Origin of the sequence: Fibrobacter sp. UWEL (assembly GCF_900142535.1) — a bacterium.
In the GTDB taxonomy this organism is placed as follows: domain Bacteria; phylum Fibrobacterota; class Fibrobacteria; order Fibrobacterales; family Fibrobacteraceae; genus Fibrobacter.
Genome location: NZ_FRBE01000038.1, coordinates 1 through 11,603, shown reverse-complemented (window position 1 = coordinate 11,603; position 11,603 = coordinate 1). Strand labels below are relative to the sequence as shown.

Annotated in this window: 11 protein-coding genes and 1 pseudogene; 3 read left to right on the top strand and 9 right to left on the bottom strand. The window is 44.2% G+C overall.

All coding sequences use genetic code 11. The annotated features are described in order from the left end of the window. The first annotated feature begins 171 nt into the window (after positions 1 to 171). Positions 172 to 1,533 carry a replication-associated recombination protein A gene (locus tag BUB59_RS14480; RefSeq protein ID WP_073231297.1) on the top strand — a complete coding sequence of 454 codons (1,362 nt, stop codon included), beginning with the start codon at positions 172 to 174 and terminating at the stop codon, positions 1,531 to 1,533. Positions 1,534 to 1,564: 31 nt separating this feature from the next. On the opposite strand, the gene BUB59_RS14475 is transcribed toward BUB59_RS14480, so the two are convergent. From BUB59_RS14475 to BUB59_RS14465, 3 genes are read right to left on the bottom strand one after another with little or no spacing between them, the layout of a single operon-like run. Continuing rightward, complete coding sequence (locus BUB59_RS14475) at positions 1,565 to 2,044, bottom strand: hypothetical protein (protein WP_073231295.1); 480 nt, start codon at positions 2,042 to 2,044, stop codon at positions 1,565 to 1,567. A 7-nt stretch (positions 2,045 to 2,051) separates the two neighbouring features. Continuing rightward, positions 2,052 to 3,122, bottom strand: coding sequence for a M48 family metallopeptidase (locus BUB59_RS14470; protein WP_073231293.1), 1,071 nt, complete (start codon positions 3,120 to 3,122; stop codon positions 2,052 to 2,054). A gap of 2 nt (positions 3,123 to 3,124) precedes the next feature. Further along, positions 3,125 to 3,685 (bottom strand): LemA family protein, encoded by a 561-nt coding sequence (locus tag BUB59_RS14465; RefSeq protein WP_073231291.1) that lies wholly within the window; start codon positions 3,683 to 3,685, stop codon positions 3,125 to 3,127. Positions 3,686 to 4,047: 362 nt separating this feature from the next. Between BUB59_RS14465 and BUB59_RS14460 the strand changes: the two are divergent. Further along, a pseudogene (locus BUB59_RS14460) lies at positions 4,048 to 4,851 on the top strand (IS30 family transposase); the annotation flags it as partial. On the opposite strand, the gene BUB59_RS14455 reads toward BUB59_RS14460, so the two are convergent. The 3 genes from BUB59_RS14455 to BUB59_RS14445 form a co-directional block, all read right to left on the bottom strand. Beyond that, positions 4,848 to 5,060, bottom strand: coding sequence for a hypothetical protein (locus BUB59_RS14455; RefSeq protein ID WP_073231289.1), 213 nt, complete (start codon positions 5,058 to 5,060; stop codon positions 4,848 to 4,850). The pseudogene BUB59_RS14460 and the gene BUB59_RS14455 sit on opposite strands and share 4 nt — an antisense overlap. A 171-nt stretch (positions 5,061 to 5,231) precedes the next feature. Then, positions 5,232 to 6,356 carry an ATP-binding protein gene (locus BUB59_RS14450; protein ID WP_255370644.1) on the bottom strand — a complete coding sequence of 375 codons (1,125 nt, stop codon included), beginning with the start codon at positions 6,354 to 6,356 and terminating at the stop codon, positions 5,232 to 5,234. A gap of 118 nt (positions 6,357 to 6,474) precedes the next feature. After that, positions 6,475 to 7,245, bottom strand: coding sequence for a YggS family pyridoxal phosphate-dependent enzyme (locus tag BUB59_RS14445; protein WP_073231285.1), 771 nt, complete (start codon positions 7,243 to 7,245; stop codon positions 6,475 to 6,477). A gap of 51 nt (positions 7,246 to 7,296) precedes the next feature. Between BUB59_RS14445 and BUB59_RS14440 the strand changes: the two genes are divergently transcribed. Then, positions 7,297 to 7,923 carry a lytic transglycosylase domain-containing protein gene (locus BUB59_RS14440; RefSeq protein ID WP_083540361.1) on the top strand — a complete coding sequence of 209 codons (627 nt, stop codon included), beginning with the start codon at positions 7,297 to 7,299 and terminating at the stop codon, positions 7,921 to 7,923. A gap of 10 nt (positions 7,924 to 7,933) precedes the next feature. Here BUB59_RS14440 and BUB59_RS14435 read toward each other — a convergent pair whose 3' ends face one another. The 3 genes from BUB59_RS14435 to BUB59_RS14425 form a co-directional block, all read right to left on the bottom strand. Further along, complete coding sequence (locus BUB59_RS14435; RefSeq protein ID WP_073231281.1) at positions 7,934 to 8,416, bottom strand: hypothetical protein; 483 nt, start codon at positions 8,414 to 8,416, stop codon at positions 7,934 to 7,936. A 14-nt stretch (positions 8,417 to 8,430) separates the two neighbouring features. After that, positions 8,431 to 10,116 carry a hypothetical protein gene (locus BUB59_RS14430; protein WP_143160429.1) on the bottom strand — a complete coding sequence of 562 codons (1,686 nt, stop codon included), beginning with the start codon at positions 10,114 to 10,116 and terminating at the stop codon, positions 8,431 to 8,433. A gap of 250 nt (positions 10,117 to 10,366) precedes the next feature. Beyond that, entirely contained in the window at positions 10,367 to 11,017 is a 651-nt protein-coding gene (locus BUB59_RS14425) for an IS256 family transposase, variant Zn-binding type (protein WP_073231277.1), read from the bottom strand. Between the last annotated feature and the right edge of the window lie 586 nt (positions 11,018 to 11,603).

Here is an 11,603-nt window from a genome sequence, read left to right as displayed (position 1 = left end):
TGAACAATAGACCAAGAAAAAGGCTTGACTACCTAACACCAAATGAGTATCTTTTGAAAAAGTTCAACATTATGCGTTAGCGATTAGAAATCGCCTCTCATAACTCGTCATTCATAACTCGTAATTCATAACTCATAATTCATATCTCGTAATTCATAACTCATAACTAGTATGGACCAGCCTTTAGCCGAACGTTTACGCCCCCAGAACCTGGATGAATTTCTAGGCCAGAACAAGATTCTTGGCGAGCAGAGCCTACTGCGCATGAGTCTTGAAAACGATAAGATTCCCAGCATGATTTTCTGGGGTCCTCCCGGCTGCGGCAAGACGAGCCTCGCCCATGTAATCCGCCAGAAGACCAAGAAGTCCTTCGTGGCACTTTCTGCAGTGGCAAGCGGCGTCAAGGAAGTGAAGGAAGTTCTTGCGGAAGCCCGAAAGATGAAGTCCATCTTCCGCGACACCATCCTGTTCATTGACGAAATTCACCGCTTTAACAAGGGCCAGCAGGACGCATTGCTGGGCGCCGTAGAAGACGGTACCGTTACGCTAATCGGCGCCACCACGGAAAACCCCGGCTTCGAAGTGAACGGGGCTTTGCTCAGTCGCTGCCAGCTGATTCTCTTTGCGCCCTTAAGCAAGGACGATTTACGCAGGCTGATTTTCAGCGCCTTGAAGGACCATCCCCGCGGCCTCCTGCTGAAGGATGTGGAAGTAGAGGAAGCCGTCGTCGACAAACTGATCGCACAGTCCGAAGGGGACGCCCGATTCCTCCTGAATCAGCTGGAATGGATCGGCGGCAACCTGGGGAACCGTAAGGTCATTGACGAAAAACTGCTGGAAGAATTCCAGTACAAGAAGCCTTTGCGTTACGACAAGAGCGGCGAGGAACATTACAACCTGATTTCCGCCCTCCACAAGTCTATCCGCGGATCCGATCCCGACGCTGCTGTGTACTGGTTGCACCGCATGATTCAGGGCGGCGAAGATCCCCGATACATTTTGCGCCGCATGATCCGCATGAGCATGGAAGACGTGGGTCTTGCAGATCCTAATGCGCTTCTGCTGGCAACAAGCGCGAGAGAGGCTTATGACTTCCTAGGAAATCCGGAAGGAATTATCGCCCTGGACGAACTAGCCGTGTATCTTGCTCTGGCTCCCAAGAGCAACAGCCTTGAAATCGCAGGCTTTGCGGCGGACGATGTCATTCGCCAGACGGGAACGCTCCCTGTTCCCCGCGCCTTCCGCAATTCCGTTACCCGCGTGGGAAAACAGCTGGGATACGGCAAGGGATACGAATACGATCACGATAGCCCGGGCGGGTATTCCGCACAGGAACATCTGCCCAAGCAGCTGGAAGGCCTCGAGCTTTATCATCCGAAGCAGATTGGAAAGGAAAAGCTTTTCGCTGAACGTCTGGAGCAGTTAAAGTCCATACGCAATCAAAAACTCGGAAAGAACGAACCTGCGGAAGATTCCGCAGACAAATCCGCCGAAGAAAAGAAAAACGAAAAAAAATCATCCTCCGAGAATTAGCAAAAAAGGCCGCGACTTTCGCGCGGTCTTTTTACCTCATTCCGGCTAATGCAAAAAAGAACATTACTGGTGCTAATGGAACATAGAGATATATTCCACCACCCTTGCCGCGTTTCTTGGTCCAGCTAAGTTCTAGGCCAAACAAGTCAAGCCAGGCCCTAGAACTTACACCGATATCCGAAACAGAAAATTCTGGACCAACAGATATTCCGATATAGTTCACTTCACTCTTTCCAATCATACGAGAAATGGAAATATTCGGTGAAGCATAGACTGTTGGTTCATCTGAATCGCTATTTATAATCGTACGTACAATTGCGCCCGCACTTACATAATACCAATGTTCGTTGATAAACATGACATTAAGTTCTCCGCCCAAAGACATATCGTCACCAAAAATGAAAAATGGATTGATATTAAGGGTCGGTCTAAAACCTTTGTATGGTTCAGAAAAAGATGACGACGCAAGGAGAACTACAATAAAAAATACTTTGAAAGCCAGCTGCTTCATACGCTTGTTAGAACTGTTCCAAAAGTTTGATTCGATCAGGAGTATCAGGGTGGGTCCAGAAAATGGAATCCACCTTTTTTACAAGACCGTGGAGCATGCCGTTATTATCCTCTTCATCGGGATGGATAATGTAGAGCTGAGCCACGTCATTACGCTTCACGTTTGCAAGGCCAGGCGATGCGGAAACTTTCTGGAGAGCCCGTGCCAGAGGCAGCGGGTCCGCGCAAAGCTCGGCCGCACCGGCGTCTGCCACATATTCGCGAGACCTAGAAATTGCCAGACGGTTAATGTAGCTGAAGAAGTAGGCAATAGAAGTAATCACCACGCCTATCACGGCAATTAGGGCGATGATGAGAATACCACCGCCTCCATTCTTACGGCTACTCCGAGTAGACCTGCCGGCGCTTCGCACAGTCCCCTTCAGGATTTCAATGAAGATGGTCTGCAGGATAGAAATGAGCCCCACAAACACAATGCACACCACCATCAGACGAGTGTCACGATTCTTGATGTGAGTCAGTTCGTGAGCCACCACTGCGGAAAGTTCATCATTATCCAGAGTTTCAATAAGACCCGTAGTCAAGGTGACCGTAAAACTCTTGATGTCAATACCGCTGGCAAATGCGTTCAGGCCCGGATCTTCCACAATGTTGATCTGGGGCATTTCGATACCGCCAGCAATGCAGAGGTTTTCCACGATGTTATAGACGCGAACGTTTTCCTTACGTTCAAGCGGCCGGGCGTGAGTCACATGGCGAATGATATTTACGTTGAAACAGTAGGCCGCCAGGAACCACAGCGCCACAATGCCAATAGTCCAGGGCAACGCCTTCAGGAAGCAGAACCAGACCACAGGCCAATGGATGCCGTAACCATAGGTTTCCGCACAGACGCCGCTAACGGTTACGTCCTTGCTTACCAGGGAATCCGGAATATAGGAGCAGAAAATGCCCATATAGTCCAACACCAGAATGAAGGACAGGACCATGGCCAGAATGATGACAGGATACATACACAACAGGATCGCAGTGTTCCTGTTGTTCCGCCAGATCTGGGTCTGCAAGCCTACATATTTCATTACTAGAATTTGACTTCGGGAGCCTTGTTCAGGGATTCACGGCTTTCCATAGCTTCGTACATGGCAGCACGCTTGAAGTGGAACAAGCCAGCAATGACATTGTTGGGGAAGACTTCGCAAGCGTTGTTGTATTCCTTGGTTGCGGAGTTGAAGAAGCGGCGAGCTGCAGCCAGCTTGTTTTCAATATCGGAAAGTTCAGTCTGCAACTGAAGGAAGTTGGTATTGGCCTTCAGTTCCGGATAAGCTTCCAGGGAAACCTTGAGGCCTGCCAAGGCACTAGTCATGGCCTTATCTGCAGCAAGCTTTTCATCCACAGTCTGGGCTCCCATACCAGCGGCACGAGCGGCAGTAATCTTTTCCAGAGTTTCCTTTTCGTGAGTGGCGTAACCCTTGACGGTGGAAACCAGCTGGGGCACCAAGTCAAAACGCTGCTTCAGCTGCACATCAATATTTGAAAATGCATTTTCGCGGTTGTTGCGAAGCTTTACCAACTTGTTGTAAGTGGTGATGAGCAAGAGGACGATCACCACTGCGACAATGCCAATAACCAAACCTGCAGACATTTTTTCTCCTTGATAAAATTGTCTTTTAGGATAAATGTATATAAAAATGCCAGTGATTTAAAAATAATCGGACAAATAAGGCATTTTTTCTATCGCGGATTCTCATCGTCAAGTAAATCCAATCTTGGCTAAAAACAAAAAAATCCCTAGAAAGTGAATTCTAGGGATGGTTAGGTTTCTAACTTGCTGTTTTTCCGCCAAGAAAAAGGACAAGCGATGAGACTCAACCGAGACAAAAGATACCAAATTAAGGCGTTATTGGAAGTCGGACTTAATCAAAAGGCTATAGCAAAACAGATTGGAATTTCCGAAGGCGGGCTCAGCAAGGAAATTTTCAGGAATGGGGATGCGAAAAGTATGACCCAGATAAGGCGGACAAGCGAGCCTTAAAACTCCAGCACAAAGCTCACGTTCGCTACAAGTATAGCGATGAAGTCTGGGAGGAAACGGAGGCCTTGATAATGGAAGACTTGTCTCCAGAGCAAGCCGTTGGACGCAGGGCGTTGGAGGGAAAAGAATCTCCAAGTATCCCTACAATATACCGCCACATCGAAGGCAGGGCCGAGTTTCTTTCGCATCTTAGACATGGAAACAAGAAGTACCGCGAACGCAGCCCGGCAAAGGACGGAAGAGGCTCCATTACTGGGCAGACTCCTATCGACCTGCGCCCGGCGATAGTCGACGAGAAGAGTCGTTTCGGGGATTTTGAAATAGACCTGATTAACGGAGCCCACCACAAGGGAAACCTGTTTACAGCCAACGATAGAATGTCCATGTTCTGTATTCTGGAGCCACTAGCCACAAAAGATGCAACCGACTTGGCAGACACTATGATTGCGGCTTTTGATCCGTACAAGAAATTTCTGCATACGATAACCTCTGATAACGGCAAGGAGTTTGCAGAGCACCAAAGGATGGCGAAGGAACCAAAGATAGACTATTACTTTGCACACCCATATCACTCGTGGGAACGAGGAGCGAACGAAAATATGAACGGTTTGATTCGTCAATACTTGCCCAAAGGAACTTCGTTTGAGAGCTTAACAAGGGCTGAAGTCAAATGGATTGAGTGGAAATTGAACAACAGACCTAGAAAACGACTTGGATATTTAACTCCATTAGAGTATATTTCTAGGCAAGTTAAACAAATTTACTTGGCGACTTAAATTCGCCTTACAAAATAGGTCTCGCAGCCGGTATCGGAATTGTCCTTGTAGCAGTAATCCTGGATAAGGTATCCAGCGCCAAGAAAAATGGAGCCATCGAACTCTATAACAGCGAAAATGGCAAGAGAAAAAGCTTCGACGATTCTGAAGATCAATACGAGGATGACGAAGACGAAACCGCCTTCAACATCCAGCTGGTACCTACCCAAGGCGGCATGGGTCTAGCATTCAACTTCTAAGATTCTGAGAATCCGGAAGACTTTTTATAGTGACCAAGTCATCATCCGTTTTTTCGCGGGACGGATCGGGAGCAAAGCGGGCGCCATTTATCGTTACACCCTTCCTGTCCAAAAATTCCTTGAGGGCAATTCTTCATAAGTTTAAACCTCTAGACTATTCTCTTCCAGCAAGAAAGATTTTAGACTCGTTATGACAAAGCCATTATCATCCTGGAAAGTCTTTATGTTTTCTCTTACTACAATAATTTTTTTGAAGGAATCATCAATCCGTTTCAAAGAATTCTTCTCTTGCTCTTCCTTGGATGGATCATCCATTCGGTAAGCGGATTGGACATACAATTTTTTGTTTCCCATTGTAGCCACAAAGTCAACTTCCAATTGAATTTTTACGCCTTTACCATCTTTCTTGGAATTAACTTCAACGATACCAACATCCACGTTATATCCACGAGCCAAGAGTTCGTTATAAATCACGTTTTCCATCAAATGGGTGGGTTCCTGCTGACGAAAGTTAAGTCGAGCATTGCGCAAGCCCACATCGGCAAAGTAGAACTTTGAATTAGCTCCAATATACTTACGGCCTTTTATATTAAAGCGTTGCGCCTCTGAAATAAGAAAAGAATCCTTGAGCATCTGAAGATGATTGTAAATCGTCTTGGACGTGTAGGTAATTCCAAGTTCGCTTTTGAATGTGTTCTCAATTTTGGTTGGATTGGTAAAGGAACCTATTGAAGATGAGAGAATGTTTACCAACTTTGAAAGCGACTCTTCGTTCTCTATGTTGTTTCTTTGTACGATGTCCTTGAGATAAAGTTCATCTACAAGACTTTTTAGGTAGTCACTCTTTTGTTTATCCGTGCGCAACTGAACAACTTTTGGCAACCCACCAAAAGTCAAATAATCTTGCCATGCATCTTCAAAGTTCTTCTTTCGAGCTGAAAAATATTCTTTGAAGTTCAGTGGATAAACATGAACTTGATCGCCACGCCCTCTAAACTCTGTCAATATGTCAGATGACAGCATTTTGGAATTGCTGCCAGTGACATAAACATCCGCATTATCTTTTTGCAATAGTCCATTTAGAACATTGTAAAACGTAATACGGTCACCAGGCAGATTGGGATTTTCGACACTTTTACAATATTGAATTTCGTCAATGAAAACAAAAAATTTCTGTTTTCCTTTGACGCGCTTTCTAATGAATTCTCCAAGGAGCAGCGGATTTCGAAGTTCAGCGAATTCATCATTATCCAAGGCGATTTCAATAAAACTCTCTTTCTATTACCGCCATATTACATTCCATAATTTTTCGTCTAGACACCTTTTTATGGAATAGAATATCGTGAAGACCTTTTTGCAAGGTCTCGTTTGTGCGGGAGATATCCTAAACAGGATCGTTAACGGGCTTGCTGTAGTCGCGTTCGCCGAAGAGGGCGGTGCCCACGCGGATCATGGTGGAGCCTTCTTCGATGGCAACTTCCAGGTCGCCGGTCATGCCCATGGAGAGCTGATCGAATTCTGCGAAGATGCCGCCCTTAGCCAAATACTTCTGCTGGAGATTGCGGAGGAAGGCGAAGCATTCGCGGGAGTCTTCGGCAACGCCAGTGTTCTTACCGATGGTCATGAGGCCGCGGAACTTCAAGTGCGGGAAATTGTTGATGCCGCCGGCCATTGCGCGAGTTTCAAGTTCCGCAAGGAAGGCATCGGCGTTAGCAACGTCCAGGCCGCTCTTGGTTTCTTCTTCGCCGGCGTTCACCTGGAAGAGAATTTCAAGAGTCTTGTTCAATCCTGCGCAAACTTTTTCCAGCTTTTCTACCGCTTCCATGCTAGCGATGGAATGAATGCAGTCAGCCACGATGGCAGCTTTCTTCAGTTTGTTGCTCTGCACAGGGCCAATGACATGACACTGCACCGGAGAGCCGTCCTTTGCGGTGAGGCGGGTGCTGAACTTGGTTTCTGCTTCCTGCACGCGGTTTTCGCCAAAGACCTTTGCGCCTAAAGCGATTGCATTTTCAACAGCTTCTGCCGGGTGAAACTTACTGACCCAAACCAAAAGCACAGATTCACGAGAACGACCCGCATGCTCGCAGGCAGCACCAATTCGAGATTCCAATTTGACCAGCTGGTCACGCATTTCTTCAAGTGTAAATTCCATGACTCAAATATAACTTTTATATATTGTCCCCAATAGGGGTTAAAACTTACTTTGAAGAAAATACTACTGGTCATATTCGCGATTCTTTTCCTATGTGGGGGCGTACTCCCCGCAGTGGAAGACTATCTTGACGAAGTCGCGAACAGCAAGGAAGTCCTCACCTTTTTCAACAAGAAGGATTCCCCTGAAAAATTGAAGAAGTTCATTACCTCGGTGAACCCCAAATTGAGCGTTGCCGAGGTGAATCGCTATTCAACATACATCCTGACTTACTCGAAACAGTACAACGTGGATTACAAACTGGTAGCCGCCGTCATTGCCCAGGAAAGTAAATTCAAGGCAAATGCCAAGAGCCGCGTGGGCGCATTAGGGCTTATGCAAGTCATGCCCACCACAGGGAAAAACGTGGCGCAAAAGCTGAAACTTCCCAGCCACGACCTGCTGGACCCGAGGGATAATATCCAGATCGGCGTAAAGTTCATTTCCATGCTTTACAAAGAATATAACGGTGATTTCAACTTGATGCTTGCCCATTATAACGGCGGTTACAAACAGGCAGAGCTATACAAGACCTTCAGGTACTTTGAACTCATGCGCCTGATTACCATGCAGTTCGAAACCTTTAACTACGTAAAAAAAGTCAAGGCCAACTACCGGAAGATCAATCGGGAGATTTAAACGTCACGAATTATTCGCAAGTCACCGCTAATTTCAACCAGGCAGAATCAAGCGTCAATCTTTTCAAACTTACACCATCAGCAATTGTATAGTCCATTTCATCACCAGCCTTTTCTGATCGAGGATCAAACTCGCCATTCTCCACAGGTCCCGTAAATGTCAAACATTTTAACGGTGTAGTTTTGAATTCAAGTTCAGCTTCAACATTTGCTTCAGAAAAACGCTCCAAAAGCCGTTCAATAAAAAGAGGCGTAGACTCTATCAAAGAATCACTAAATTGAAAAGACTTTCCCGAACCAACATATACCTGTAGGGAATCTTCAACTTGAGGATAACCCCATCTAAATTTTACCTCAACATCAACGTCTAATGAATTAACAATCTCACCGAGTTTACATACGTTTTCCCAAACATCAGCTTGAGCAACAGAATCTTTTGAACAAGATACAAATACACAAAAGATTACAAGGTAAATAAAAAGACGCTTAATCATTAGTCAATCCTTTTTTATTTCAATTTCCAATAATCAAACAACATATTTAAATTATCTTCGGTATAAGATCGCCCGTCTACTCCCGATTTTAAATTTTTCAAAATATAGTTTTTCACTTCAGGCAAAGTCTTAGAGACTAAAAACGCCTTTTCTACATCTGTAATTTTGAATCCAGACACCTTATCTATATTAGACTTATAACCGTCAGCAGATTTTGTATTTACATCTATTAAATCCTGACCAATCCCAACATATGCGGAGGAATAACTTACTCCACAAGTGGATTTTAAATCCCCAGAACAATATCTGTTATTCGTAAAATACCATTCAATTCCTCTGGTAAACGCATCCCTATAATTTTCTTTTTCATCATTAAATAACGAACTCTTTTGATTTGAATACAACGAAAAATGAGCAACTTCGTGAATAGTAGACCGATATATGCCATCAGATTGTCTATCATCGGTTGCCAACATCATAATTCTATCATCAAACATTGTAGAAGAACTTAATATGTAAAACCCCCATACCCCATCCTTATACTGATATCCGGCATCACTCATCGCTTTTTTAAAATCGGACTTATTCTTATAATACACTTCTATATCCAAACTTTGATTACCAGCAGTATTACTTCGCGGTTTTTTCAATCCAAATCGATTGCCATACCAATATTGATATGCAGCGGTCCAGACCGCACACCACCTGGCCTCTTTTCCTGTAAATGTTTCATTCCAGTCGGAGTGCTTATTATTCTTTTCAATCTCAAGATCTTCACCATAAATTGAGTGTCCATCTTCAAGCAAAAATTCATCAGAGTCAAAATTAGCTTCATAATCAATGTCAAATCTCCACTTTTCTGGAATTGAAAAATGACCATTCACATCAGTATGAGCTTCGCGCCAATAGTATGAATAACCACCCGTTACACGAACACCCACCAATGGTTGCTCCCCAAGGTAATCATCCACAAATTTTAGTGTTCCACCTAATTTCTTCGCACTGCTAAATAGAGACCACGCAAGCTTAGGTTTTTCACCGACATTTAGTTCAGTTGCAGATGATTTAAGACGTTCTGCAAGATTTCCTGTCATCTCCAATGAATTCCATTCAACCTCATGTAAGGATACTCCAAGTTCATCTAGTTTGGAGGAAGCCTTCTTTGCAAGACCCTTCATAGCATTACCATCATCCAACACATCATCTGGTTCTACAAGAAAAAGTTCCTTGATAATCTCATACCTCGTTGGTCCAAACTTATAATCAACTGGAACCGTGGCAAATAAGGGTACAATAGAATCAGGCAGCGAAAGGTCCTTGTAAACAACAGGCTTCTTAATAGGCTTATAGTCTAGGGGATGCTTAAACAATACAAGGGATGAATCATATTGTTTTAATTCATACGCCCCCTTCTTTCCATCCGCAAGAAACCTTATATACAGGTAATTCGGCTCAAAAGACAAACCGCTTACATCAGCCGAATCTTCCGCACTATGACACTTTGCCAGGGCCGTCTTACGTAGAGCCTCACTCATATTTTCTACGGTATAGGGGTCTTGGGCAGGATTGCTAACTACAGCAGAAGTAATGACATTAACGAAAGGTGCGACCTCCTCAGAAACGGGAATTTGAGGATTGGACATCTCAGAACAGGCGCAGAGCATCAAAGATGCCACACCAAGGCAGAATACATTTTTCAACGGATCCTCCTAACGGACCACAATGTTTCCTTGTACAAACTATTTCGAACAAAGCATCGTCCAATATAAAAAAAGTAAATTTCAACGTCAATACAAAATCAATCATCCTTCTTACCCCACATCCCAAAAAGACCCGCAGATTTTTTCCGCGGGTCCTTTAATTTTTTGGCTTAAGTGTCAAAAGGATACCTGAAAAAGGGTATCCTTTGCTTTAAGTGTCATTTGGATACCTAAATCCGCTTCAATCCCTTTATCCGTCTGCGTTCAGACGAGAAAAATGTTCCAAAATCATGGTCTTGCGACTATTCTTGGATATGCCCTTGTGAAGGCGTAAGATGGACTTCAAATCTGTAAACATAGATTCGATTCCATTGTTCGTGTTTGGGACACCTGACCCATACATTTCCTCGAAGGTCCATAGAAAACGCATGTTTCTTTTTATGCTGAGATAGGCGCTTCGAAGGTTCTTATGCGTGTAGCGCATTTTTCCGTCGGTGTACAAAGCCCGTTCCTTTAGGAAAGCCGTCCACTTACTTTCCCATTCGCCAAACAGTCCTTCAAAGGAAGCCCGGTCTGTGTGGACCATGAAGTAGGTCAGCTCAAGAAGTTCTCTTGATGCAGGCAGTTTTGGCCTGCTAGTCAACCAATGCTTGACGGTCTTTATCTGATGAAATTGGCAGTACTGAAACGGATACCTGGATAGCCGCTCTCTCAGGCCCCGTAAGCCATCGCTGACGATGCACACAATTTCAAAGCCGTTCTTTTCCAGCCATTCAACGCCTTCAACATAGTCTTCAACGCGCTCCTTTCTGTTTATGAATTTTGACCAGACAACATGTCCCTTGATTGAATCCTTGATCGCAATGACGCCAAAATTCCACCCCCAGTATGTTGCATCCATTAGGGCTATGATTTTGTCGGGAGATGTTTTTATGACAGGAGCCGGGAAAGATTTAATTATTCTGCAAACCGTGGTTTGAACCACAAAAAAAGCAAATTTTACCCATTTTATAAAAATATCGCTCTAGCCCAGTATTTGCAAGGGCTAGAGGCTATTTCGGGTATCCAAATGACACATTAGCCAATTTTTTATTCCGTATTACCCAACCGACGAAAAATAATCAGTGATCAAATAATAAAGATTGCAAACTCTTGAATTGATGATATAAAGAACCAGAACGAGCAAAATTATATGTATTGCCAATAAACATTGAGAAGGGACAATCTTCTTCCCTGCAATACAACTGTAGCCATTTAGAAACACCAACCTAGAACCAATAAAAAATATCAGAGGGAGCGTTACAATCAAAGTCGCGAGAAACATAAAACCAAAAGAAATCAGTGTTGCAAAAGCCATACCCAAAAACCAAGGTAAAAATGGAATCATAGAAAGAGGCATCATCAACATGTGTGGAAGCATTTAGGCAGCCTTGCTAGATGAATCTCTCGATTCCGATTCCCATTCGTAGGCTATCTTTACATCTACA

What these genes read in the sequence shown, in the direction of transcription:
- BUB59_RS14465 (WP_073231291.1), bottom strand. Translation starts at nt 3,685, where the DNA reads ATGTCTGCAGGTTTGGTTATTGGCATTGTCGCAGTGGTGATCGTCCTC.
- BUB59_RS14425 (WP_073231277.1), bottom strand. Translation starts at nt 11,017, where the DNA reads ATGGATGCAACATACTGGGGGTGGAATTTTGGCGTCATTGCGATCAAG.
- BUB59_RS14480 (WP_073231297.1), top strand. Translation starts at nt 172, where the DNA reads ATGGACCAGCCTTTAGCCGAACGTTTACGCCCCCAGAACCTGGATGAA.
- BUB59_RS14445 (WP_073231285.1), bottom strand. Translation starts at nt 7,245, where the DNA reads ATGGAATTTACACTTGAAGAAATGCGTGACCAGCTGGTCAAATTGGAA.
- BUB59_RS14475 (WP_073231295.1), bottom strand. Translation starts at nt 2,044, where the DNA reads ATGAAGCAGCTGGCTTTCAAAGTATTTTTTATTGTAGTTCTCCTTGCG.
- BUB59_RS14435 (WP_073231281.1), bottom strand. Translation starts at nt 8,416, where the DNA reads ATGATTAAGCGTCTTTTTATTTACCTTGTAATCTTTTGTGTATTTGTA.
- BUB59_RS14470 (WP_073231293.1), bottom strand. Translation starts at nt 3,122, where the DNA reads ATGAAATATGTAGGCTTGCAGACCCAGATCTGGCGGAACAACAGGAAC.